The organism is Capnocytophaga sp. HP1101, assembly GCF_054772415.1.
On record NZ_BPUU01000009.1, the window covers coordinates 27,874 to 52,892 of the forward strand.

The 25,019-nt window shown below is 38.9% G+C and carries 19 protein-coding genes and 1 tRNA gene; 6 read left to right on the forward strand and 14 right to left on the reverse strand.

Annotated features, from left to right (window positions below; genetic code table 11):
• Positions 1–594 precede the first annotated feature (594 nt).
• Entirely contained in the window at positions 595–2,301 is a 1,707-nt protein-coding gene (locus RCZ04_RS06210) for a L,D-transpeptidase family protein (RefSeq protein WP_460485117.1), read from the forward strand.
• A 44-nt stretch (positions 2,302–2,345) separates the two neighbouring features.
• Here RCZ04_RS06210 and dapA read toward each other — a convergent pair whose 3' ends face one another.
• Together dapA and RCZ04_RS06220 are read right to left on the reverse strand one after the other, a co-directional pair.
• Positions 2,346–3,218 (reverse strand): 4-hydroxy-tetrahydrodipicolinate synthase family protein, encoded by an 873-nt coding sequence (gene dapA, locus RCZ04_RS06215; RefSeq protein ID WP_460485119.1) that lies wholly within the window; start codon positions 3,216–3,218, stop codon positions 2,346–2,348.
• 6 nt (positions 3,219–3,224) lie between these two features.
• The gene (locus RCZ04_RS06220; protein ID WP_460485120.1) at positions 3,225–3,743 is read right to left on the reverse strand and encodes a DUF6913 domain-containing protein; all 519 of its coding nucleotides are present in this window, start codon (positions 3,741–3,743) and stop codon (positions 3,225–3,227) included.
• A gap of 64 nt (positions 3,744–3,807) precedes the next feature.
• On the opposite strand from RCZ04_RS06220, the gene RCZ04_RS06225 reads away from it, so the two are divergent.
• The 3 genes from RCZ04_RS06225 to RCZ04_RS06235 all read left to right on the forward strand — a co-directional run bounded on the left by RCZ04_RS06225 (position 3,808) and on the right by RCZ04_RS06235 (position 5,676).
• Positions 3,808–4,593 carry a bifunctional UDP-sugar hydrolase/5'-nucleotidase gene (locus RCZ04_RS06225; protein WP_460485121.1) on the forward strand — a complete coding sequence of 262 codons (786 nt, stop codon included), beginning with the start codon at positions 3,808–3,810 and terminating at the stop codon, positions 4,591–4,593.
• A gap of 7 nt (positions 4,594–4,600) precedes the next feature.
• Positions 4,601–5,509 (forward strand): bifunctional metallophosphatase/5'-nucleotidase, encoded by a 909-nt coding sequence (locus RCZ04_RS06230; RefSeq protein WP_460485123.1) that lies wholly within the window; start codon positions 4,601–4,603, stop codon positions 5,507–5,509.
• A gap of 87 nt (positions 5,510–5,596) precedes the next feature.
• A tRNA-Leu gene (locus RCZ04_RS06235) sits at positions 5,597–5,676 on the forward strand.
• Between the two features lie 57 nt (positions 5,677–5,733).
• Here the strand turns inward: RCZ04_RS06235 and RCZ04_RS06240 are convergent.
• From RCZ04_RS06240 to RCZ04_RS06295, 12 genes are all read right to left on the reverse strand, one after another.
• Positions 5,734–7,308, reverse strand: coding sequence for a flotillin family protein (locus tag RCZ04_RS06240; RefSeq protein ID WP_460485125.1), 1,575 nt, complete (start codon positions 7,306–7,308; stop codon positions 5,734–5,736).
• 170 nt (positions 7,309–7,478) lie between these two features.
• Entirely contained in the window at positions 7,479–8,237 is a 759-nt protein-coding gene (locus tag RCZ04_RS06245; RefSeq protein ID WP_460485126.1) for a hypothetical protein, read from the reverse strand.
• Positions 8,234–10,621, reverse strand: coding sequence for a YfhO family protein (locus tag RCZ04_RS06250; protein ID WP_460485127.1), 2,388 nt, complete (start codon positions 10,619–10,621; stop codon positions 8,234–8,236). The genes RCZ04_RS06245 and RCZ04_RS06250 overlap by 4 nt, the downstream gene beginning before the upstream one ends.
• Before the next feature lie 41 nt (positions 10,622–10,662).
• Complete coding sequence (locus RCZ04_RS06255; RefSeq protein ID WP_460485128.1) at positions 10,663–10,971, reverse strand: DUF4834 family protein; 309 nt, start codon at positions 10,969–10,971, stop codon at positions 10,663–10,665.
• A 582-nt stretch (positions 10,972–11,553) separates the two neighbouring features.
• Positions 11,554–13,497 carry a TonB-dependent receptor plug domain-containing protein gene (locus RCZ04_RS06260; protein WP_460485129.1) on the reverse strand — a complete coding sequence of 648 codons (1,944 nt, stop codon included), beginning with the start codon at positions 13,495–13,497 and terminating at the stop codon, positions 11,554–11,556.
• 70 nt (positions 13,498–13,567) lie between these two features.
• Complete coding sequence (locus RCZ04_RS06265; protein WP_460485131.1) at positions 13,568–14,206, reverse strand: HmuY family protein; 639 nt, start codon at positions 14,204–14,206, stop codon at positions 13,568–13,570.
• A gap of 130 nt (positions 14,207–14,336) precedes the next feature.
• Positions 14,337–14,918, reverse strand: coding sequence for a 5-formyltetrahydrofolate cyclo-ligase (locus tag RCZ04_RS06270; protein ID WP_460485132.1), 582 nt, complete (start codon positions 14,916–14,918; stop codon positions 14,337–14,339).
• A 1-nt stretch (position 14,919) separates the two neighbouring features.
• Positions 14,920–15,780, reverse strand: coding sequence for a glycoside hydrolase family 25 protein (locus RCZ04_RS06275; protein ID WP_460485133.1), 861 nt, complete (start codon positions 15,778–15,780; stop codon positions 14,920–14,922).
• A gap of 434 nt (positions 15,781–16,214) precedes the next feature.
• Complete coding sequence (locus RCZ04_RS06280; protein ID WP_460485134.1) at positions 16,215–16,796, reverse strand: hypothetical protein; 582 nt, start codon at positions 16,794–16,796, stop codon at positions 16,215–16,217.
• Positions 16,783–17,880, reverse strand: a complete 1,098-nt coding sequence (locus RCZ04_RS06285; RefSeq protein ID WP_460485135.1) for a methylmalonyl-CoA mutase family protein — start codon at positions 17,878–17,880, stop codon at positions 16,783–16,785. The genes RCZ04_RS06280 and RCZ04_RS06285 overlap by 14 nt, the downstream gene beginning before the upstream one ends.
• Positions 17,881–17,897: 17 nt before the next feature.
• Positions 17,898–19,175: an NAD(P)/FAD-dependent oxidoreductase gene (locus tag RCZ04_RS06290; protein WP_460485136.1), complete on the reverse strand. Its 1,278-nt coding sequence runs from the start codon at positions 19,173–19,175 to the stop codon at positions 17,898–17,900.
• Between the two features lie 85 nt (positions 19,176–19,260).
• Positions 19,261–21,669, reverse strand: coding sequence for an efflux RND transporter permease subunit (locus tag RCZ04_RS06295; RefSeq protein WP_460485137.1), 2,409 nt, complete (start codon positions 21,667–21,669; stop codon positions 19,261–19,263).
• A 705-nt stretch (positions 21,670–22,374) separates the two neighbouring features.
• Between RCZ04_RS06295 and RCZ04_RS06300 the strand changes: the two genes are divergently transcribed.
• Together RCZ04_RS06300 and RCZ04_RS06305 are read left to right on the forward strand one after the other, a co-directional pair.
• Positions 22,375–23,376 (forward strand): TonB-dependent receptor plug domain-containing protein, encoded by a 1,002-nt coding sequence (locus RCZ04_RS06300; RefSeq protein ID WP_460485138.1) that lies wholly within the window; start codon positions 22,375–22,377, stop codon positions 23,374–23,376.
• 60 nt (positions 23,377–23,436) lie between these two features.
• Positions 23,437–25,002: a hypothetical protein gene (locus tag RCZ04_RS06305; protein WP_460485139.1), complete on the forward strand. Its 1,566-nt coding sequence runs from the start codon at positions 23,437–23,439 to the stop codon at positions 25,000–25,002.
• The last annotated feature ends 17 nt before the right edge of the window (positions 25,003–25,019 follow it).

Consider the following 25,019-nt stretch of genomic DNA (forward strand, 5'->3'; position numbering starts at 1 on the left):
CCTGTCGCTTTTGCATCACATTTCCCCCTTTGAAGGGGGTTAGGGGGATGTTTCTACAATATGCTACCAGTATAATAAGCGTCCCCACATTCCCCCTTTGGAGGTTGTCCGCGATAGTGGAGTAAGTGAATAGCAGGAGGTTTCTTTCATTTTTCCGTCACTAATTCCCCCTCTCCGAGGGGGCTAGGGGGAGGTTTCCTCCTTCCTTCGTCTCTCTTAATTCATCATTCGTCCCTCGTCATTATCTGCTTGTGCGGCTCGCACTTCTCTTTCTTTCGCCTCGAAACCCTATTTTTAGCATTATTGGCATTATTGTATTACAGTATTAATCAATCACTTATACACCCTTTGTATACCAATCGTCCAAGATTCGTATAAGTATCCTATAAGCTTTGTATAAGCTAAGCATACCCTTCTAATGCCTCATCTTTTATCTTTTACCTAAAAAACCTCTTCCGAATTTCTCCGATATCTTCTGATATCCACAAAACCTCTACAGCTTGTCGTGCTACGACCTTTGCCAAAGTTCATTATTTGGTATTATTGTCATTATCAATATTATTATTATCTTTGCACCCAAAATATGTTTTTAATATGATTCATATTAATTTTAAGATAAAAATAGCACTGTTCATAGCTGTTTTTATCACTTTGCAAAGCTGTAAAAAAACTACATCTCACCCCAATTCTTCACTAAATGAAGCTGGTAAAGAGGTTTATGCTGAGGCTCTTACTATTGAAGTAGATACCTCTGCAACTTCATTTGAAAATCTCACAGTTCTCGATGCTACTTATAAAAAAGGAGTTCTCTCCGAGACACATACTTATTATGTTGAAAATGGAGGAAAAACTCGTTGGCTCTACGAAGATATCCCTTCTCGTATTTTTTCACAATATATAGAAACTTTAAAATGTGTTGATGAAGAAGGTCTCAACCCCGAAACTTATAGGCGTTCTGCCCTAAAAAAAGTGGTAGATAGCGCCTATGCATATAAACTTCCTAATGATTATAAGGCTTATTTAGACAAACAAATTACAGCCTCTTTTCTGCTTTTTGCCAAACATCTTACCTCTGGTCGATTTTCTAAAACTGCCTATGGTAAACACACTTGGATAAAACCAAAATATAAATACAGAAATATAGATATACTCTTGCATCTTGCAGATGATGATAATTTAGAAACTAAACTTACCGCTCTTTATCCTAAAGGAGAACAGTATAAGCGAATGAAATATAAGTACATACAGCTCAAAAACCAGCCTCTTGATACTGTCAAAACAATTAAATTCTCAGACCCTAAAAACTTTGTTTACGGATATACCGCTCCTGAGGTAGAGAGATTGCGCAATGCCTTAGCTAAAAAAGGATTTAGGTCAGTTCCCGAAATCGACCCTCAAGAAGTAGATAGTACCCTCATATGGGCTCTCCAAAGATTCCAGCGCAGTAATGGGCTTCCCTCCAATGGTTTTTTAGGCTATCAAACACTCAATCGTTTAAATATGAACAAAGCACGAGAGCGCGATTTGCTTCAGCTCAATATGGAGCGTATGCGTGTTTTCAATAATGATTTAGGTGATGATTATATAATTGTGAATGTCCCCGATTTTAAACTCTCTTTATATCATAAAGATTCGTTAATATATCAAACTAAAGTAGTCGTAGGTCGTTCTGAAACCTCAACTCCCATTTTCACCGATTCTATTCGCTCTGTAGAATTTCGCCCTACTTGGTCAGTACCTCAAAGTATTATCAGAAAGGAAATGATTCCGCAAATCCTATCGCAAGACGACCCCGAGAGATATAAGAACAGAGGTTATACAATGTATGAAAACGGTAAGATAATAGACCCCTTAGAGGTAGATTGGACAAGCCCCTCAGTCCGCAAACGTGCTTTTTACTTTGTTGAAGCTCCCTCTGAGCGCAATTCATTAGGCTTGGTGAAGTTTTTGCTGAATAATAATATGAGTATATATTTGCACGATACACCATCAAAGTATCTGTTTGAACGTGAGCAACGCGCCTTGAGTCACGGCTGTGTACGTGTGCAAAACCCTTCACAATTAGCCTATCATCTACTGAAGAATGAAGGTGATGGCAAGTCGTGGACAGAAGAAAAAGTCAAGGACTATATGAATAGTGATAAGCGCAATCAGTATCGCGTAAAGCTCAATACGAAATATATGATTAACATTTTATATTACACTATATCAGTAGATAATAAAGGTGAAACAACTATAAAAAACGATATCTACAATCTCGATAACGAACAGTTAAAAGACATAAAGCGGTTTGAAAGCTAACTTTCAAACCGCTTTTTAATTTGTTACTTATTTTCTATGAGCTTTTATCTTAAAGCTTCTCTAATTTCTTCTTTTAAACTATCTGAAGCCTCTACTAAAGGCAATCGCACATAAGGCTCACATAAGCCTTGAGCTGCTAAAATAGCTTTAATACCCGTAGGGTTACCTTCTTTAAAAGCTAAATTCATCATAGGTAATAGAGCATATTGCAGACTATTAGCTTTAGAAGTATTACCATTTAACCCTAATCTTACCATCTCAGAAAATTCTTTAGGATAAGCAATGCCAATCACCGAAATTGCACCACTACCACCCATATATACTGAAGGAAGAGTTGTAGTGTCATCTCCTGATAAGAAAGTGAAGTGTTTAGGCATATTTTTTAAGATATTCATATCTAATACCAAATTGCCAGAAGCTTCCTTTACAGCGACGATATTTTTAAAGTCATTAGCCAATCGCAACACAGTTTCAGCAGTCATTGATACCCCCGTACGTCCAGGTACATTATATAAAATAATAGGCAAAGGACTCTCTTGGGCTATAGCTGCAAAGTGTGCATATAAACCGTTTTGTGAAGGCTTGTTATAATAAGGTGTTACAGAGAGAATAGCATCAAAAGCCGTTAAATCTGTACTCTTGATTTCCTCAATAACACTTTGGGTATTATTTCCCCCAATACCCAATACCAAAGGTAAATGCTTTTTATTAGCCTTGATAATAGTCTCTCGCACAAGAGCCTTTTCTTCTTTACTGAGAGTAGGAGCTTCGCTGGTAGTTCCCAAAACTACAATAAATTCTACTCCGCCATCAGTTACATATTCTACTATACGAGTGAGCGCCTTAGTATCCACCCGATTCTCAGCTGTGAACGGTGTGATAAGAGCCACACCTGTTCCTTTTAGTTGTTTTGTCATAACTTTCTATTTGTGAATAATGGTTTCTAATATTTTTTTTAATTCATCAGCAAAAACCTTTTCATCAGCAGGAGAGCAAGCTATCACAATATCGTTGTACTGTAACCCTATTCCTTCAAAACCAGCTCTTAATTTGGCTTTGATAGATGAAGACAACAGCAACAATGGCAATTTAGGCTCACTAAAATAATTAATGAGCAAATCATATTCTTGTTCAGCTAACCTATCAGCGTGGTAATTCCTAATCTTTCCTTGCCAATTAATTTCCTTATCAATCAGAAAAGGAGTTCCATTAGCGTGTGTCTCTTCTGATTCACGCTTATATCCCAAGACAATGTAGTTCTCAGGACGAATAGAATAGTGTTTTATGAGCTCCAATAAGGGGTCTACATTCTTCACTACATCCATATCCACAATACAACCAACTTTAGCTAAGTCGTTGTCTAACCTCTTGTTATAACTCTCTAAGGCTCTAAAATTCTTCCGAATTTTATTTTTTATGTTATAATTCTTTAAGATGTCCAAAATATATTGTAATTTTGCGTGTGATTGCAAAGGTAAAAATAATTTTTAAAATAGAAATATATTTATGAAAAAGTTTGATGTAATGAAGCATTATTTTTTTGTATTACTTGTAATAATAGGATTTTTAGCTTCTTGCTCTTCGCCTAAAACACAGCTTACAACAGTAAAAGCTAAGAACATTCCTATTACTGATACTATTTCACAAAATGCTGAGATAGAAACTTTTATCACACCATATCGCGAACATATATCTAAAGAGATGAACACCGTATTAGCTCAAAATCCCGTCGATTTGGTGAAAGATAGAAAAGAAAAAGCATTAAACACCGCTATTGGTAATTTTATGGCTGATGCCGTCTTCGAAATTGTAAATCCCCTTTACAAAAAACGTACGGGTAAAGATATTGATTTTGTTATGCTCAATTGGGGGGGCATTCGTTCCGATTTGCCTAAAGGTGATGTTACAGTAGGTTCTGTTTATGATATAATGCCTTTTGAGAATAAAACAGTAGTACTTACAATGTCAGGAGAGAAAGTGCAAGAGCTTCTTAACTATCTCATTAAAGAGCGCAAACCTCATCCGCTTTCAAAGCAAATAGATTTGCAAATCACTAAAGATGGTAAGATGGTTCACTTCAATATCAATGGGAAGCCTTTTGATTCTAAAGCTACATATGTAGTTGCCACTTCCGATTATTTAATGAATGGGGGAGATGCAATGTACTTTTTCGAGAACTCTTTAAAAGTAGATGAAACGGATTATAAACTCCGTAATGTACTGATTGACTATTTCAAAAAAATAGATGTATTAGACGCTAAAAAAGATAACCGATTTGAATATAAACCTTAATATGATTATGAAAAGACGTACTTTTATTAAAAACATAGGAGCTTCATCTTTGCTAATAGGGGTAGGAGGTCTATCACTATCAATGAAGCCAAATAATGCAAAACAAATTACTATTTTGCATACGAACGACGTACACAGCCACATCGACCCTTTCCCTATTACTGACCCTCATAATCCTAATAAAGGAGGGATAGCACGTAGGGCATATCTCATTGACCAAGTGCGTAAGGAGAACCCTCATACCTTGCTTTTCGATGCAGGAGATATTTTTCAAGGAACTCCCTATTTTAATTTCTATGGAGGTGAGTTAGAGTTCAAACTAATGTCAATGCTCAAATACGATGCCGCTACTTTAGGGAATCACGATTTCGATAATGGGGTAGAAGGACTTTTTGCACAGCTTCCTAATGCCAAATTCGATTTTATCATTTCTAATTATGATGTAAGTAAAACGCTCCTCAATGGGCATACTAAACCTTATAAAATTTATATGGTAGATGGTATTAAAATAGGTGTTTTTGGTCTGGGAGTTGAATTGGAAGGATTGGTAAATAAAAAACAATACGGCGAAACAGTTTACCTGAACCCTATAGAGATTGCACAGGATATGGAACGCAAACTTCATAATGAAGAACATTGTGATTTAATACTCTGTCTGTCTCACTTGGGTTATGATTACAAAGATAGTCCTAAAGTCTCCGATTTAAAAGTAGCTGTTCAAACCTCATATATTGATTTAATTATAGGAGGTCATACACACACTTTTTTACCTCGTCCTACTTTGGTTACAAATAAAAGTGGAAAAACTACTTTGGTAAATCAAGTAGGTTGCTATGGTATTAATTTGGGTAGAATAGACTTCTTTTTTGAAGATAATAGTCTTATGAAAAATAAGGCTGTCACTATTGAAGTATAGGTTGTTATAAATTATTTTGTAAAAAAGTACTCGTTTTTTTTGTATATTTGAAAAACTTATGTACTTTTGCACCCGAAATTAAAAGGAGCCTGAGTGGCGGAATTGGTAGACGCGCACGACTCAAACTCGTGTTCTTCGGAGTGAGGGTTCGATTCCCTCCTCAGGTACAAAAAGGGAGCTACAGTAATGTAGCTCCCTTTTTATTTTATAGATAGTTTTAAAAACTATTTATTATTTTTAGGTTTTGTTCCAGTACTTACTTCTTCTGCAGGTGTATCAGTTGTTTTTTCAGCTTCTTTAGCGAGGTAAGTAGGGAGGTTGAGTCCTGCCATATTGAAGAGGTCATTAAGCGGAGGGACGGTTTTCATCATTCCCGACACAAAATTGGCAGTAGCGGTATTGCCGTCTTGATTTTTACCCGAATCCCATACGGTAACCTTGTCAATCTTGATATTTTTAACGGCTTCCACTTGGGTTTTAACGAGTTCAGGCAACTTTTCGATAAGGAGTAATTGGAATGCTTTGGTGGGGTCGCCACCAGCAGCTCCGACCACATCCTTGTAACCTTCTGCTTGTTTGGTAAGGATTTGGAAGAGACCTTTCGCTTCGGCTTCCATTTTGGCATAAATAGCATCCGCTTCCCCTTTGGCTTTCTCGCGAAGTCGTTCGGCTTCGGCTTGTGCCTCAATGATTGCGCGTTGTTTATCGATTTCAGCAGGCACGATGATGTTAGCCATTTGGGTAGCACGTTCGCGTTCTGAACGGGCAGTTTCAGCTTTTTCTTCAGCCGAATAGGCTTCTTCTAAGGCTTTGGCCTGTTGCACTTTTTCTGCCGAAATAGCGATGCGCAACGATTCCGCTTCTTTTTCACGGCGCAAGGCTTCTGAGTTCGCAATGGCAATTTTAGCCTCGTTTTCCCCTTTAATTGCTACTGCATTGGCTTCCGAAATCTTGATACGACTATCGCGGTCGGCTTCTGCTTTACCGATAGATTCAAACTTCTTAGCTTCAGCAATCCCTACGGTTTCGTCTTTCTTAGCCTCGGCGATACTAATTTCTTTGTCTTTTTGGGTAATCGCAATTTTTACATCTCTATCTCGGTGCGTTTCAGCGATTTGAGTATCTTTCTCACGATCGGCGAGGGCTTTACCAGTTTCCCCGATTTTCTCTTGCTCAGCCACACTGATTTTTGCTTCGTTGATCGCTTTAGCAGCCGCTTCTTTACCCAAAGCCTCAATATAGCCCGACTCGTCCTTGATATCGGTTACGTTCACGTTGATGAGCTTTAAGCCTATTTTCTTGAGCTCGCTGTCCACGTTCTTAGAGATGTTTTCGAGAAACTTATCGCGGTCGGAGTTGATTTCCTCAATGGTCATAGTAGCGATCACCAAACGCAACTGACCGAAGAGAATATCTTTAGCCAACTCTTGAATTTGCTCGGGTGAGAGCCCTAACAAGCGTTCGGCTGCCGCATTCATATTCTCGTGTTCGGTAGAAATGGCAATCGTAAAACGACAAGGCACGTCTACACGAATGTTCTGACGGCTAAGCGCATTGGTAAGGTTAGCTTCGATAGAAAGCGGACGCAAATCCAAATACGCATAATCCTGAATTACAGGCCATACGAAGGCACCGCCCCCGTGTATACACTTAGCCGAAGAGCCTCCAGTTTTACCGTAGATTACAAGGATTTTGTCGGACGGACAACGTTTGTAGCGCGCCACCAGCGACGAGATAGTAACGAAAAGGACAACCGCCAAAATGACGATAAGCCCAATAGGTGAAGTGAATGTTTCCATTAAAATATTGTTTTTTATTGTTTATTCTTTGTTGCGACAAAGGTAAGAAATAAATTAGGATTTACCAAATTTTCTCTTCTTCGTTTTACAATAAATTTCAAATCCCCCATAAAGCCCTTTGAGACTGTATTTTCAAGAGCTTAAAAGCTTCCTAAAGACTTTTTCATCATTTATCGCTGTTTTTTCCTTTCTTTAGCTCGTTGCTTTAAGTCCTTTTCGGTAAAGTAGTAAACAGTAACTTTATTACTGAAATATTCTTCCCGTAGGTAGTAATAAGTGTTCGTTTTGAGGTCTTTTACAAGGTAATGAGTGCTATAGTCACTGGGGAGAGCTTTGAGGATTTCATAGGAAGTGAGATGGAAGAGTTTGCGCACGAATTTACCAATGCGCTCGTCTTTAGGTACATCTCTTTTTAGTTGGAAAGAAGGATTGGGTGATTTTCCTCGTATATCATAAATTTTAATAAAGTACGCTAATGCTTCTACGTTCTTTATCTTCTGTTTGTCGGTTGCAATTTTTCCTGTGCTTTTGATGAGGTAAATTTCATCATTAGAAGCCTTGTGAATGTAGTAACTACCAAGTCTTTTATGGAGTTCTATAGGGATACTGTCACATTCTACCCCTCGTTTTTCCATTCTATCTACCTGAATAGATAAATATTTCCCTACCATTTGATAAGTGCCTATAGTAGGTGAAGAGCAAGTATTTCCACAATCAGCTACTAACCAAGACGAAAAAGTACCATCAGATTTAAATAAGATGCGGTCGCCAAAGCTGTATTTTCCATAGGGAGTTTTTAGGAAATATACATCAGTAACATCTTCGTATTCTGCTAAAAAATTATCAATTTCCCATTCTTTCCCGATAAAATCTTGAGCGTGAACGGCGCTGATTAGCAGTAGTCCAATAGTAGTAAAAAGCGTTTTCATTTTTTAAATCGTACAAAAATACCTCCCGCAAGCCATAAAAGCAATAAAATACCTCCCACAAGACTTAACCTGCTACCCGTTTTTACTATTTCTGGTTCAAAGGCAAAGCGTATCTCGTGTTTGCCCGCTGGAACTGTCATTCCCCGCAAGGTATAATCTACGCGATAAATAGGTGCTTCTTTACCGTCAATAGTCGCTTTCCAGCCGTGAGGGTAGTACATTTCCGAGAAAACTGCAAAGCCCTCGTGAGAGTTGTTACTTTCATAAGTCAGTTCATCAGGACGCATATGCTTTAGTGCAATCGTAGCCGTACTATCTACGGCGTATTGTGTTGGAAGAGCTGTTTTTAAATCTTTCAGCGTTGCTAAAGCCTCCTCCGCAGGGTGAAAATCTTTCAAGGCTTGCATCACCTCATCATCGTTGTTTTTTAAGCTCAGTTGCTTTACAAACCACGCATTACCTAAGGCATCTTCGTTGTGTATGGGTTGTATCTGTCCCTCTTGATTGCGCAAGATTATATATTTCACGTTCAGCATATTGAGCATCTCCATATTTCCTTTGGCTATTTGGTAATCGAAAAGCTCCTGCAAGCGCTTGGGTTTAGCTGCGTGATAGCCTCCAATCGAATGGTGAAAATACGAAGTACGTGCGCCATTAATCCCCACTTGTGGTTCGTGCACGCGGTAATAACTCTTGTCTTGAAGAATTGCCATATCGGCAGGAGTCGCCTCAAAAGGATTTTCTATTTGGTATTTATCCACAAAACTGTCTTTGTTCACATAACGTTTAGCTACCCCTCCTAAATCAAAGAAAAGTAAGAGCAGCAGTGCTACTTGCATTCCCCTAAGTGGAATTTTGTTGTACTGATAAAGCACCAACGCCAAAGCCGTGAGTAGTATAAGCACAGTGCTTCTTAGTAAATCAGCAGTGTAAATACTCTTGCGGTCTTCCACTATCATTTGCACAATCTCTCTGTTGCCGTAATATACATCGTTTGCGCTTTGGAAATCAAAGAATCCCTTGCCTAAGAAGAGCAACAACATCACCCCTAAGCAAATGTAAAGCGTGTTGAGTAAGTATTTCTTGCGCTCCTCTTCAGGAGTTTTGAGGAATTGTTGTAAGCCAATGATTGCCAATATAGGCACACAGAGTTCTAAAATTACTTGTATAGATGATACCGCTCTAAACTTATTGTATAACGGAAAATAGTCTATCATAAAATCAGTGAGCAGTCCGAAGTTCTTTCCCCACGAAAGCAAGAGCGCCATTACCGAGCCTGCAATGAGCCACCATTTAATTCTTCCTTTTACTACAAATAGTGCCAGAACAAATAAAAAGAATACCACAGCTCCTATATAAGCAGGAGCAGCCACGATAGGTTGATCGCCCCAGTAAGTAGGCAAGTGCCGTGTTTCTTGTAGTGCCTGCATAGGGGGGACTCCCATTTGCACCAAATACTGATACGTCTTAGAGTTTTCACCCAAGTCTTCGTGGTTAGAACCTCCAAAAAGGCGAGGTACGATAAGGTTTAGCGATTCACCGATACCATAACTGTATTCAGTGATATATTCTTTTGAAAGTCCGCTATTTTGTACTTTTGGTGTTCCCTCAGGCGTAATAGAAAGCGTCGATTTACTACGTGTGCTCCAGTCCGCATATTCTCGAGTTGTGAGCAGTAAAGTAGCGTTCGCCAATACACTCACCACTACAGCCCCAATGAGTACAGCCGTAGCTTTCCCAAAGTCTCTGAGTTGTTTCTCTTTGATAGCTTTATAAAGGAAGCCCAAACCTAAGAGCAATACCAATAAAAGCAGATAATACGTCATCTGGAAGTGATTAGCGCACAGTTCTAATGCCAAAGCAACTGCTGTGAGTAACCCTCCCCAAAGGTATTTCCGCTGGAAGACTAATAAAATACCCGCCAGTACAGGAGCAAAATAAGCAATAGCGTGCGCTTTAGCATTATGTCCTGCCCCTAAGATAATAATCAAGTAAGTAGAAAGTCCAAAAGCAATAGCCCCCAAGAAAGCATTCTTGTAATCCACTTTTAGCACCAAAAGTAGAACGTAAAAGCCTACAAAGTACAAGAAGAGATAATCAGCAGGGCGAGGCAAAAAGCGCAAGGTTCTATCTAATTGCTTTATAAAGTCATTAGGATATTGTGCCCCCAACTGATAGGTAGGCATACCCCCAAAAGCACTGTTCGTCCAGTAAGTCTCTTTGTTTTCTGTTTCACGGTAATCATTGCGCTCCTTCGCCATACCGGTATACTGAACAATATCGCTTTGGAAAATACCTTTTCCCTGTAACACAGGATAAAAGAAAGCAAGCGCTATCACAGCAAATAGCGCTATTATTACAACGTGAGGGACGAGTTTTTTCATTTAGTTATTTTTTATCTTTTATCTTTTATCTCTTACCTAAATCAAACTTCCTCGTAATCTATATACTCACCAACTTGTTTAGTCGTCTGAGGGTTTTTAGAGTGAGGATTCTTATTTATAATAGTTTCTTTACCTTCCTGTTCTTGCGAACGATTTTGTCCATAAGCATTTCGTTGATACTGATTTTGGGTGCGCTCAAATTCCTTTTGCATTCTTTCACCCACCTTGTTGATAAAGAAACGCATCATATAAGGAGCCAATATCCTCAAGAGGATTCTCAGTCCCCAAAATACCAATATTATAATAAGGATAGTTTGAATAAATCCTGAAAAAGAAGCTTCTGACATCATTTTATTTTTAGTTTTGGTGCAAAGATACAAAATAATTATGAATTAGCAAATTTGTAAATTTACTAACCCTCTCCATTTTCACCTCATTATGTTTTTACCTTTTACATCATTATCTCTCTATCTTCTCAGAAGAGCTTCTCAATAACTACCGAATAAGTAAAAGTTAAAAAGCTTCTTTCTTTCTCTTATTTTCGTCTCGAAACCCTGTTTTTAGCATTATTGACATTGTTGTATTATGCTATTAATCAACTTTTTATATAGCTATTGTATAACAATCGTCCAAGATTCGTATAAGGTTCCTATAAGCTTTGTATAAGCTAAGCATACCCATTTTACCTTTCACCTTCTACTTTTCACCTAAAAAATCCCTTCTGAATTCCTTCGTTTTCTTCCGTAAGTTCTAAAAACGCCACTACCTGTCAAAATTATCCTATTTATTTGAAAAATCTGAAAGAAAAATCCAATGAGTCGCTTTTCCAACACACACTTTGCCAAAGTTTCCTCCTGTCCGTGCCACTCGCACGGCTTGTCGTGCTACAACCTTTGGAAAAGTTTACCTGTTACTTGTTAATCTATTAACTGTCAATAGCTCCACTTCAGTCCTACTAAGTAAGTTCTCCCCGGAGAAATGCTGGAGTAGAAACTCGTGGTTTTAGTTACATAGTCAAAAAGATTGTCAATACCGGCAGTAAAGGTCAGGTGATAAGGAAGTTTAGAGAATAGCTGCAAATGCCAAACACTATAAGGCTCATAATAAGTATAAAGCTTATTGTTATTGCTGTCAGTATCGTGAATGCGAGTAGCACTTACGTATTTACCGCTAAGCACAATATTAGGAATGTAGAGAGCATCGTGCTTAGGAATGTATTCAGCTTTTACGGTAAAGGTATGAGGTCGGTTTTCGCCTGTGCTATTGCTAATGTAGTAGTACGCATACGAACCTTTAAAACGAAAGGCTTTCGTAGGGCGATAAGTCGCCGATATCTCAGAGCTTACAATCTCAGTATTACCATTAAAATTTACATAACGAATAGTATCGCTGGCAGCCGTCCAGCGGAAGGCTATTTTATCTCTTACCGACGAGAGTTGCGTCATCGCGGTAATATTCACCTTCTTGCTGTCGAAATCTACTGAAACGTTAAGGTTATTACTGGTTTCGGGTTTAAGGTTTTTGTTACCCATTATTTGGAAGCCACCCCCCCAAGGGTGAAACCAATTAGTGTAAAGTTCTTTGAGGGTAGGTGAACGGAATCCTGTGGAAAAACCTCCTCTAAAAGTAAACTGCTCTACCTTAAACATTCCTGACAAGCGATAAGTAAAGTGTTCTTTAAAAAGAGAATGATAATCTATACGTGCCCCAGTTACCAAGGAGAAAGCAGAAGAGAGAGCCCATTCTTGTTGGGTGAAAGCAGTGTAGTTTTGTGCGTTTTCTTTGGCTTCAGTACCTGTATTATCAAAACGGAAACTAAGCAGTTCATCTGAAAATACTTCTGCTCCTGCTACCAGCGAATGTTTTTCCCATAGTGATTGGTTGTATTGCATTCCTGCACGCCATATAGTGTTTTCATAGTTCTTTTCTTTTTCTTTTAATAACGGGAAGTAGTTAAACTTGTCGTAACGGTCAAAAGCCCCCGATAAGCTTAATTTTTTGCTCTCAGTGAGAGCCGTGTTCAACTTAGCCGATAGAGTGTAATTATAGTAACGGTCTCTTTTTCTATCGGAATCTTGGTTGCCTTGGTTGCGCTCACTAAAGTAGTAGTTAGGTGTAAGGGTAAGGTCAGTTTTAGGGGTTATATTAAAAGTGAGTTTAGGAGTAACTCCATAGGTAGTAAAGCCCGCAATATTAAGCTTACCCTTTTCAGAAATCACAGCTGTACCATTCTTATAAACGGTTAATGGCTCGCTGTCTTCCAACACATACGGTTCGCGGAAGTTGTAGAAAGAGGTCAAGCGGATACTACCCCATTTTTGCTTAGAGCCTATGCCTACATTAGCTTTATGGCTTTGGGTGCTCTCGTACTGATAGCTCGCACTGCCTTCAAAAGGTTTCTTAGCATTTTTAGTAATGATGTTAATCACTCCTCCCAGTGCATTCGAGCCGTAGAGAGAAGAAGAAGCCCCTTTAATGATTTCAATACGCTCAATATTGTCTAAGTCAATGCGATTATAATCAATATTGTCAAAAGTTTCACCTGCCATACGTTCGCCATCCATTAGGAAAAGCACATATTTACCTCCAAATCCCATCATATTAATATTAGGCATTCCACCGTCGTACGTAAAGTTAATACCTGCAAATTCCGTTTCTAAAAACGATTGAAAGTCGGTAGCTTGCGATTTCCGAATATCTTCAGCGGTAACTACTTGTACAGTAATAGGCACGTCTTTTAGATTCTTTTGTGCACGTGTAGCCGTTACAATTATTTCATTGAGTTTTATAGGTTCATCTTCCTTCTCATCGTTTTGAGCAAAAATAGATAATGAGTAGAATAATGAAATAAAAGCAGTGATAAAAATCTTTCGCATATTGATAATTTAATTTAGAAGAAAGAGGCTGCCTATGTTAAGACAGCCTCATAGTAATTATTTTTTAGGTTTAAAATTTACCGTCCTTACTAACTACATAGTTGAATTTAGGGTGTCCTCCTTTACCTTTTGCACTTAGATAATCTGTAAATTGTATTTTTACAAAATCACCATTTGCTGTTTTTAATACATAAACATATTTATAGAGTTCATAAGGACTTCCACCACCACTTTGCATTATTTTAGGGTCGTAAGTAACATAACCTGTAGTAGATTCTCCTTTCATACCTCCAGAAACCACTTTAGAAAAAGAACCTTCTACAGCTTTAGGAGGCATACCAAGTTGCATAGTACCGTTCTCATCTTTGGTGTAGCCTGAAGTAGGAGCTTCTTTTACTTCATTCCATACTGTTTTATCGGTTTTTAAAGCCTCACCTTTACCACTACCTGATTCACCTCCATTCAATTTCACATAGTAACGATTGAAGGCAATGTCCCAATCTAAACTTGTAGTAGGACTTGCTACTGATACTTCTTTTTCTTGTGAAAAAGAAAAGTATTTCCACTCAGTACCTGAAGAAGCGTCAATAGTTGCTTCTTTAGCATTAATTACGGGAGCTTCAGGATCTTTTTTATCATCTTTACTACAAGAGGTAGTAAGCACCATCATTCCTGCGATAAGCACAGGAGCTAAAAATTGTGATCTCATATCTTTTTTTGATTTTTATGATTTGACGGTGCAAAGATACGACTTATTTAGAATTATACAAAACAATTTAGTATTTTATTTTGAAAAGTTCAATATAAGCGAACTTTCTCTTCATAAAAAATTATCAATACTATTTCTTTATTAGCGTGTAAATTTCTGTAGGAGTGATAGTATAATCTAAAGAAACATCAGTAGTATTTCTTAAAGAATAGAAATTATCTTCGGGAGGGAAGTAGGATAGACCTATTTTAAGTGTTTCGTGTCTGCAATTACTTAAAAAACGGTCGTAATAGCCACCGCCATAGCCTATGCGGTTACCATATTTATCATAAGCTAAAAGTGGAACGAATACTACGTCTATAGCCTCAGGAGCTATGATAGCCCCTTGTTTAGGTTCGGGTATACCCCAATCATTTTTAATGAGTTGAGTATCTTTGGTGAGAAGAATAGAGGTTAGAGAATGAGTAGAGTTATCCATTTTAGGGATTGCTATTTGCTTATTCTTATCGCGTAGTATCTTCAATATATAATAAGTGTTGATTTCAGCTAATCGTTCTATGGGGAGGAATATATGATAAGTGTGATGTTTCCATATAAAATTGGGAAAATGGAGTAACCTTTCAGCTATTTGCTTACTGAGTAGCTCTCGCTCTTCAGCTGATAGTGTACTGCGTTTTTGCTTATAAAGTGTTCTGAGTTCTTTCTTTGTCATACTACAAGAGGAGTTGTTTCAGTTCGGTAGTATCACCATTGAAAATATTAAAATCTATTTTCACTTTTGCTCCTGCAGTAATGCCATTTTCAGTGAATTGCCATAACTGCCAAGAAAAAACAGAGGTGGGAACTGATACATTGTTGTAATTGGCTATCCATAATGGGTATTGTTTGAAAGTGGGATATAAATAATCTTCGTAAAAACTAATGTAAGTGTAAATGATTGGTTTGCGTTTATAGTGTTTTTTGACAATATCTAACCACGTTTGTATATCTTTGAGAAACTGTTCTTTGGATTTCTTTTTAGGGAGTTGTTCTATATCTAAGATTGGTAAGAAATCGCCTTTTTCTAACCGAGCGTTTTTTAAATAGGAGTTGGCTTGTAACTTAGGGTCTTCGTCTGGGCGATAATAATGATAAGCGCCTCTGATAAGCTGATGTTTTTTAGCTTCTGAAAAAAAGTGTGCAAAGTTCTTATCGGTGGCATCGTTTCCCATTGTTGCTCTAAAAATAGCGAATTGTATGGGGTATTTTACAGTTTTATTTTGGATATAGAGGCTATCCCATTCTATTTCTTCACGTTCTTGATAGTGTGAAAGGTCGATACCGAAGGTTTTATCGTAGTATAGACTTATAATATGCTCAATACGATTGCTTTCGTAGGTAGAATTTATCTTACGGGCAGTAATTTTGTTTAGTATTTTTTGGTAGATAGCGGGGTAATAGGTTCTGATATAGAAAACGCTACCTGCTCCCAAGAGCAAAAGGCATAGGAGGCATACAGTAAAAAAGTTTCCGAAAAGGGGTTTCTTTTTTGCAGATATACGAGACTTAGTTTTTTGTAGCTTTTTCTTTTTCATTTTGCAAATATACATTAAAAATCTGAATTACGTATAAAACTTTAAAAATATTAATTAGTGAATTAGCCGATTAGCAGATGTAATAATTAGCAAATAATGGGGGAGGGATGAAAATAGTTATTTGATTGGTGGGACTTGTAGGAGTATTTGGAAAGAGTGAGAGAGGCTCTAATAAATTCTGAGAAACTCAAAGAGATTTGGAGCTTCCGGAGGAAAACGAAAAATATCAGAAGCGATTTAAGAGAAGTTTTGAAGGAAAAAGACTATTGGGTGGGTATGCTTAGCTTATACAAAGCTTATAGGAAGCTTATACGAATCTTGGACGATTGGTATACAAAGAGTGTATAAATGGTTGATAGTTAATCCTTAAAGGTGAAGGTTAAAGAGGGATTTTAAGGAAAATAAATCGGAATAAAAGGAAAGGTAGGAGGGCTTTAGGGAAAGAAGGGGTCGATAGTTTTAGTGATTAGACTATTTTCTATTAGGAGTTGGCTTTCAGGTGAGGTCAACTCTTTATTCTTAATATCACATATCAAATCATCAGCTTGGGCGATGAGGGCATATAGATAATCGGTGATGGAATGGACTAGGCAGGTGATAGGCAGTTGGGCAAGAGCGCGCAAACTACGAAGCATTGCTATGATTTCAAAGCCGTTGTGAGTGCTATCTACTAAAATGCGGAGTTTATTGTTGGGGGTAAAATTGTTAATAAAGGTTTCTCTAAAGGTATTTTCTAAAAGGAGAGAAGCGGGGATATAAAAGAACTGAGCCTCTTTGAGTGATAGGGCTTGGGGTAAGGTATCAATAACAGTTATCAGTAACGATTTACAAGAAGCGTTACTGTGTGTAAAATTCTCAATGTTTTGGTAGAGTATTTCAATGGGCTCGCTGGGTGAAAGGTTTTCTTCTTCCATAGCCACGATGCGCAAAGAGGGCATACCATCTAAATACCCCATTGCGTGATAACCGCGTTCATAAGGAGGCAAACCAGCTATATTTTCACTATTTTTGCTCATACGATTCTTGTTTTATGCTTTTTTCAAAGGGTTCCCACAAGCGCTTGGGAGCTAATGAGTCAGCAGTATGATTTTTGGCAAAAGGGTAGAAATCCCATTCTTTACGGGGGTATGTTTCTACAAGGGTATCTTTAGAAAAAAAAGTAGTGCTCTGTTTGTTGAAAAGTAGCTGTTCTTGTTGTGCTTTTCCCTTAATTTGCTTTTGTAGATTGTGATTTTTTAGCATCACTGATAGTCCGCCTTGTTTTTGAACTTGCTGGTATAGCACAAGGGCTTTCTTGTACATTTCGTAGCTGAGTGCCTCAATGGCATACATTCCGTTAAGCATATTTGCCTTGCGTGTAGCGGTGATATGCTGAATTACAGCTACATTAGCTTTTTCGATATTTACACTATTCTTCTTGAAAAACAGAGGGTTTTTAGGTAATAACTCATCCACTCCACCTAACACAGCAGCTTCATAAGCCAATTGCACGTAGTTTTCGTTATACGATGATTTCAGTAGCGAGAGTCCTCTGTTAGATACTTCACCGATAAAGCAAAGGGGTAGGGTAGGAGCTTGCTCAGTGAGCAGTCGGCGGAAAGCACGCAGTTTAGCAATTTCCAATAGAAAGGTGCTACCTATTGCTATTTTTATAAAAACAGTATTTACTTTTGAAGTATTGAGGACTTCCTGCATTTGTGCTACCCCCAAAGCGATTTGTTGCACCATTGTAGCCCCTGCGTTTTGGTAAGCAGTAGTGTCAATACTGAATGAATCGGTAAAGGTATAGTGTAAATGAGTGGGGAGCCATTGCTTCACTTCTTCTTGGGTGAGTGAGGGATGTAAAGTGAGTAGAAAGAAATCCACCGATTGGCTTTGCCAGAAGGTAATGCGCTTGAGGGTTTGCTCTTTATCGGATACAAAAAGAGGAATAGCTACTTGGGTTTGGATATCAATGGGATAAGGACTTTTTACGTTCTCGGCGGTGTAAAAAGGCAAGATAGGAATATCTTCTGCTGAAGAGTAAATAAGCGACTCGTAGTCCTTTCCGTCCAGCAGATATTGCAATTGTTGTTTCCATTGTTTTGCAACGATGTCCATTCCTCTTTTACCTTTTGTTACTTATTACCCAAGTGACTATTAGGGCGCAATACCATACGATACGACTGGTCTTTGCTGATGTAATACCCTATCCAGTTGTACAAGGCTTTCAGCTTGTTGCGAAAGTTTACAAGCGACATTATGTGAATGAACGCCCAGATAGCCCACGCAATAAATCCTTTGAGGAAAATATTTTTAGGCAAATCGGCGACGGCTTGATTGCGGCCTATGATAGCCATAGAGCCCTTATCCACATAACTGAAAGGGGTAGGGTTTACAAAATTGTTGTTGAAGTTTTTACCTAAGTTGGCTGCTTGCTGTATAGCTACTTGAGCGAGCTGTGGGTGACCATCAGGGAAGTGAGGGTTGGTGGTCATAATAGAGGCATCGCCAATGGCATAGATATTGTCAAAACCGTCCATTTTGTTATAAGCATCGGTTTTCATACGTCTGCCGCGACCTAAATGTGCTTTATCATCAATCCCCTTGAAACTTTTAGCCGAAATCCCTGCTGCCCAAATGAGGTTGCGTGCATCGAGCACTGTACCGTCCGAAAGGTGCACTTCATCATTTACAAAGTCGGTTACGAGTACTCCTAATTTGAGTTTCACGCCTTTTTTGAGCAGTGATTTCTCAGTATAGGCTTGTGCTTTTTTGCTCATAGGGGCAAGCACAGTCTCTTGTCCGTCGATGAGATAAATATCTCCTAAATCTTCATAAGTAAGCTCAGGGTAGTCTTTGCGCATAATGTTTTGCTTCATCTCGGCAAAGATACCTGATAATTCCACCCCTGTAGGGCCTGCTCCAGCGATAGCAAACGATAGCAATTTGCGACGCATTTCTTTATCTTCAGTACGGGTAGCGCGTTCCAAACGCGTGTACACCAAGTTGCGGAGCATTAGAGCATCGCCCACGGTTTTCATAGGCATAGCTTTTTCTTCTACATTCTTGTTGCCAAAAAAGTTAGATTCAGCACCTGTCGCCATTACCAAGATGTCGTAATGAAGTTCGCCGTTGCTCAAGATGAGTTTGTTCTCTGCAGGAATGACCTCTTGCAGGGTAGCCATACGGAAACGCGCGTTCTTATACTTGCGGAACAAACGGCGAAAAGGGTAGGAGATAGACGACGGCTCCATAAATCCTGCCGCCAATTGGTATAATAGGGGTGGAAAGAAATTGTAGTTATTCATATCCACCAAGGTGATTTTATATTTATTGGAGCGGTTCAGTACTTTTACTAACTCCAAGCCAGCAAAGCCCCCGCCCACAATTACAATGTGTTTTTTGTTTTCCATAATAATGTTTTCTAATTAGCCAATTAGCTAATTAGCCAATAATTAAGTGTTTCTTTTTTATGAATTTGATTATTAAATTTGTAAATTATTTTTCACTATTCTCTTCTTTCTCTTCCTCTTCTTCTTTAGGAAAAATATCAATCTTAGGCTCTTTGATGGTTTCTTTGTTGGACAAACTGCGTTCTAAGGCTAATAGCAAACTTGGCAAGAGCAATAAGTTGGTCATCATAGCGAAGAGCAAAGTAGCCGATATGAGTCCGCCGAGGGCTTTGGTACCTCCAAAACTGGAGAGCAAGAACACTGAGAAACCGCAGAGCAACACGATAGAGGTATAGAACATACTCACCCCTGTTTCGCGCAACGCTGCATATACTGATTTGCTGATTTTCCAATTGCGCGACACGAGTTCTAAGCGGTATTTTGCCAAGAAGTGAATCGTATCGTCTACCGAAATACCAAACGCAATACTGAATACCAATATGGTAGAAGGCTTGAGCGGAATACCGAAGTACCCCATTAGTCCTGCAGTGATAAGTAGCGGCAAGAGGTTAGGAATCAGCGATACTACTATCATTTTGAACGAACGGAACATATAGGCCATAATGAGTGCAATGAGCAAAATGGCTAATGCTAATGACCATATAAGGTTGGTTGCTAAATAATTAGTACCTTTGGTGAACAAATAGGCTTTACCGGTAATCTTCACTTCGTACTTGTCGCTGGGGAAGAGCTTTTGCGCCTTGCCATAGATATTGTCTTCTATTTGTTGCATCTTCTCGGTGCCTATATCCTTCATAAAGGTAGTGATACGCGCCGTTTGTCCTAATGAATCCACATAAGCGGAAAGCATATTGGCATTGCCTTGAGAATTCTTTACGTACGAAAGGATAAAGTTTTGCTCTTGGGTAGTAGGCAAGTCGTAATATTTAGGGTTGCCGTTGTAATACGCTTGTTTGGCGTATTTTACCAAATTCACTAACGAAATAGGTTTGGATATTTCAGGAATTTCCTCGATATGAGTGCAGAGCTCATCCATACGTTTGAGGTTTACCAAACGCATTACACCGTTTTTCTGTTTGGTATTAATGGTAATTTCGAGTGGCATAATGCCCCCATAATTCTTTTCAAAAAAGCCAATATCGTCAAAAAAAGCAGCCGATTTAGGCATATCTTCAATGAGGCTACCCGAAACCTTGATTTGGTAAATACCGATGATGCTCACAATAAGCAGTGTTATAGCCGTTGTGAATACCGCAATGCGATGATGTTTTACTGTGTTCTCAATGAATTTGATAATCCCTCCCATCCAGTTGCGGTGCAAGTGCCTTAGGTGTTTCTCCTGAGGAATGCGCATATAACTGTAAATAATAGGGATAACTATCAGCGAAATCAAGAAGATAGATACGACATTGATAGAGGCGATTACCCCAAACTGTTTGAGCAAAGTGCTTTCGGTAAAAATAAAGGTAGCGAAACCGATAGCCGTAGTAAGGTTGGTGAGCAGGGTTACATTGCCCACATTGCGTATCACCCTAATCAATGATTTAGCTTGATTGCCGTGCTTGCTGATTTCTTGTTGGTATTTATTGATGAGGAACACGCAGTTAGGGATACCAATTACGATGACCAAAGGTGGAATGAGCCCTGTGAGAATGGTGATTTCATAATCAAAGAGTCCGAGGAAGCCAAACACCCACATTACCGCAATAGACACCACGCCCATTGAAATGAACATCGCGCGGAACGAACGGAAAAAGAAGAAGAAAATGGCTGAGGTTGAGAGCAAAGCTGCCAAGATGAACAAACCAATCTCGTCCATTATGTTCTGAGCGCTGAGGGTGCGGATATAGGGCATCCCTGAGGTGTGCACCTTGAGCCCTGTTTGTTGTTCAAATTTTTCGACTATGGGGATAAAATCGTTGAGGATAAAGTCCTTGCGGGCTTGTGTATTGACAATCTTTTTGTTCATATACACAGCGGTTTGCAAGGTATTGTTTTTCTTGTTGTAGATGAGCCCTTCGTAAAAAGGCAGTTTTTCGGAGAGTACTTGTTGCAGACTATCAGCTTGGGCTTGGGTTTTCACCTCACCTTCAATGAATTTGTGGGTAACAAAGCGTTGCTGAGCAGTGTCCTTCACTAAAATAGGCAGATTGTCAATAGAGATTACCGCGTCTATTTGTTTGAACTTTTTCAGTTCGCTACTGAGGGCAATCCACTTGTTGAGTACCTCGGGGGTATAGATTTTAGGGTCGTCCAGCGCCATTAATATGAGGTTACCTTCCTCGCCAAACTTGTCGAGAAAGTGCTTATACTCCATATTCACAGGGTGGTCGTCGGGGAGCATATTCGCTTCGGTAAAAGTAAAGCGAACGTTCTTCCATTGGGTAGCCAATCCTGCGGTGATAGCTGCTATGAGTAGTAGAAAAGCGATTCGGTTGCGCAATAGTAAGCCAGCAATGGTACCCCAAAAGCTGGCTTTTATCCATTTAAACATCTCGTAATTTGTTTATCTTTTTGAGGGTGCAAAAGTACAAAAATAATATACAATCACAAAAATAAATATCGATGATAAATGGTAAATGATTAATGATTAATGATGAATGACTATGTGATGTTAATTTATAAATTAACAGAGAGTTTGGTATAGGAAATAGCGTATCTTAGAAGATAAGAATCCTTAGCAAGACAAGAAAATTTAATTTTTTTTGCCAAAGAAAAGGAAAAGAAAATAAAAATAACAAGGGAAGACGCTTTTTGGCTGAAGGAATCTTATGCTTAGCTTATACAAAGCTTATACGAACCTTGGACGAATGTTGGACGATTGATATACAAAAGGTATATAAATAATTGATAGTGAATAGTAAAGAGTGAAGAAAAAAGTGCTAAAAATAGGGTTTCGATGCGAAGTAAAAAGAAATGTGAGAGCTACACGGGCAAGTAATTAGTAGATTAGGGAATTTAGAAATTAGCAAATGAAAAAGTGATTTTATCGGAGCTATTTGCTTATGATGCTATTGCGAGCAACCTCTAAAGCGAGAGGTACGACAGTGCAAATACGATTGAAAAAAGAGTGTTTTGTTATATTGAACAGACATTAAATTGAACATTTTTGCAAGTTACACGCGATATTATTTAGATTTGTTTTATATAATTGAAAAAAAGTAGTATCTTTGCACCCCGATTTAGTTTAAAGTTAAGATTGAATAGTGAAAGAAAACATATACAACCATTACATAACCAAAGACTTATTTCTTTGGGTATCATCTTTATTTGTCTTCTTTATACCTCTCTTCAAGCTCAAACTGTTAGTCCTACTACTGCAACTCCTACAACGGCTTCTGATACCACTGAACCTATCCAATTAGAGGAAGTAGTGGTAACTGCTAAGGAGATTGCAGCACCTACTTCTACCTCACTGATTGATCAGAAGGCGATGCGTCATCTTCAGCCTTCCAGTTTTGCCGATTTGGTGAGCTTGCTACCGGGGCGTAATGTAACGACTCCTTCATTGAATAACGTTAATCTACTCACTCTTAGGCAAGCAGGTACGCCCAGCAGTGGTTATGGTATTTCGTCTTTAGGTGTAGGTTTCAATATTGATGGCACGCCCTTGAATGTGAATAGCAATATGCAAGCTACCATAGGCTCTGGAATGGTTACCACGCCTCAATCGGGGTATGTGGATGCTAAGCGCAACAACACCCGACTTGGGGTGGATATGCGTACTATTGCAACTGATGATATTGAGAGTGTGGAGGTGATACGTGGGATTCCTTCGGTGAAATATGGTGATATCAGTAGTGGGGTGGTAACCATTCACCGTAAAAAGGGCTATACGCCACTGAGGGCACGTGCCAAAGCCGACGGTTTTAGCAAGCTCTTTTATGTGGGTAAGGGCTTTGAATTTGCTGAAAACTATCTTAAACTGAACCTGAGCTTAGATTTTTTAGATGCCCAACCTGACCCGCGCAATAGCTTTGAGAATTACAAACGCTACACGGCTTCGGCACTCGTAGAAAAGCGCTTTGAGGGCGAAAAACCACTTACGTGGAATTTTAGCATAGACTATACAGGCACCATTGATAAGGAAAAACGGGACCCTGATGCAGGTTATGACCGATATGATGCCTACCAGTCTACTTATAATAATATTCGTATTGCCAGTGGGGTGAGATGGGACTTACCTAAATCGTTTTTTTAAATACTAACTTTCAAAACGAGTTTTTCTCAGAGTTATGACCGTATTGAACAAGACAAATGGGTGCAAATTAGCAATGCACGTCCTGTTTTTCCGAATACTGAAGCTGGAGAGTTTTACGGGGCGTTTTCAGACCCTAACTATGTGTCGCATCTACTTGTAGACGGCAAACCTCAAAATTTATACGCTGATATTTCCGTAGGATCTTATAAACTTTTTTCAGGTTATCGCAATGAATTATTAATAGGACTCACTTATAACTACAATAAGAATAACGGTCTTGGGCAAGTATATGACTTGGCGCACCCGCCTTCTCCGGAAATGATTTTCCGTCCGCGTGCGTTTAAGAGCATTCCCGCAATGCAAGATATGGCATTTTATGCTGAAGAGCAATTGGAAAAAACTTTTTGGAATACTGAATTTCTTTTGCGTGCTGGAGTGCGTGCTAATACGCTCTTGGGGCTTGATGCGCGTTATACTTTGCACAACAAGGTGTACTTTGACCCTCGTGTGAATATGAAGATTACCTTACCAAAAATCAGTTTTGCTAATAGTAAAGTCTTAAGCATAAGTTTGACGGGTGGTTGGGGCAAGCACAGCAAGCTTCCTACCCAAGAGATGCTCTATCCTCAAGATATATATCAGGACTACGTGCAGCTGAATTACTATCACAGTCAAAAGGAATATCGCCAACTGCACTACAAGACCTATATCTTCCCGCAAGTGAATTACGCCCTAATGCCTGCTGTGAATAACAAAGTTGAAGTGCGGTTAGGGTTAGAATACGATCATCATTCGCTATTTATTACTTATTTTAACGAACGTATGCAATCGGGTTTTCGCAAGATGAGCGATTATCACAAAGTATTTTATAAGAAATACGACGCTACGGGACTCAACCACAGTGCCATTACCGCACCTCCTTTGGTAGAAAACTTGCCTTATGAGGTGCAAAATGCACTCGTGCTTTCCAGCATTGAGAGCAATGGTTCAGCGATTGATAAGCAAGGGATAGAGTTTCAATATACCGGCAAGCGACTTCAGTTGCTAAACACTCGTTTTACGGTGAGTGGAGCGTGGTTTCACAGTCAGTATTACAACTCACTGCCCATATATCGTTATGCCGATAAAGATATTATTAACAACCGAAAGCATTACAATTTAGGGGTTTATGACGAAGTAGAGCACTATAATCGCGAGCAATTACAAACGAGCTTTGTAGCCGATACTTACTTACCCGAATTGCGACTCATTACCTCGTTACGTTGTGACCTTACTTGGTTCTCTTTCAGTAAGACCCTGCCCATTAATCGTGTGCCTACTCATTACATCAGCGAAGATGGTGTGCGACACCCTTACACTTCAGTAGAGGCTACCGACCCTGTGTTACAATGGCTTATTCGCCCCACCAGTATAAGCCTAAGCGACCGTACTCCGTTTTCAATGAATATACACCTAAAGATATCTAAAGAGTTTTATAAATACTTTACCCTTTCAATGTATGTAAACAATCTGTTTAACTTTTATGAAGATTATCGGGTGAATGGGAAATACATCAACCGCCGTGGACTCATTAATCCTTATTTTGGAATGGAGATGAATGTTTTGTTATCAGGTGTCAGAAAATAGGAGTTGAGTTGGGTATT

Coding starts and splice junctions, on each gene's coding strand:
- RCZ04_RS06210 (WP_460485117.1), top strand. CDS start 595: ATGATTCATATTAATTTTAAGATAAAAATAGCACTGTTCATAGCTGTT.
- dapA (WP_460485119.1), bottom strand. CDS start 3,218: ATGACAAAACAACTAAAAGGAACAGGTGTGGCTCTTATCACACCGTTC.
- RCZ04_RS06225 (WP_460485121.1), top strand. CDS start 3,808: ATGAAAAAGTTTGATGTAATGAAGCATTATTTTTTTGTATTACTTGTA.
- RCZ04_RS06230 (WP_460485123.1), top strand. CDS start 4,601: ATGAAAAGACGTACTTTTATTAAAAACATAGGAGCTTCATCTTTGCTA.
- RCZ04_RS06240 (WP_460485125.1), bottom strand. CDS start 7,308: ATGGAAACATTCACTTCACCTATTGGGCTTATCGTCATTTTGGCGGTT.
- RCZ04_RS06245 (WP_460485126.1), bottom strand. CDS start 8,237: ATGAAAACGCTTTTTACTACTATTGGACTACTGCTAATCAGCGCCGTT.
- RCZ04_RS06250 (WP_460485127.1), bottom strand. CDS start 10,621: ATGAAAAAACTCGTCCCTCACGTTGTAATAATAGCGCTATTTGCTGTG.
- RCZ04_RS06255 (WP_460485128.1), bottom strand. CDS start 10,971: ATGATGTCAGAAGCTTCTTTTTCAGGATTTATTCAAACTATCCTTATT.
- RCZ04_RS06260 (WP_460485129.1), bottom strand. CDS start 13,497: ATGCGAAAGATTTTTATCACTGCTTTTATTTCATTATTCTACTCATTA.
- RCZ04_RS06265 (WP_460485131.1), bottom strand. CDS start 14,206: ATGAGATCACAATTTTTAGCTCCTGTGCTTATCGCAGGAATGATGGTG.
- RCZ04_RS06270 (WP_460485132.1), bottom strand. CDS start 14,918: ATGACAAAGAAAGAACTCAGAACACTTTATAAGCAAAAACGCAGTACA.
- RCZ04_RS06275 (WP_460485133.1), bottom strand. CDS start 15,780: ATGAAAAAGAAAAAGCTACAAAAAACTAAGTCTCGTATATCTGCAAAA.
- RCZ04_RS06280 (WP_460485134.1), bottom strand. CDS start 16,796: ATGAGCAAAAATAGTGAAAATATAGCTGGTTTGCCTCCTTATGAACGC.
- RCZ04_RS06285 (WP_460485135.1), bottom strand. CDS start 17,880: ATGGACATCGTTGCAAAACAATGGAAACAACAATTGCAATATCTGCTG.
- RCZ04_RS06290 (WP_460485136.1), bottom strand. CDS start 19,175: ATGGAAAACAAAAAACACATTGTAATTGTGGGCGGGGGCTTTGCTGGC.
- RCZ04_RS06295 (WP_460485137.1), bottom strand. CDS start 21,669: ATGTTTAAATGGATAAAAGCCAGCTTTTGGGGTACCATTGCTGGCTTA.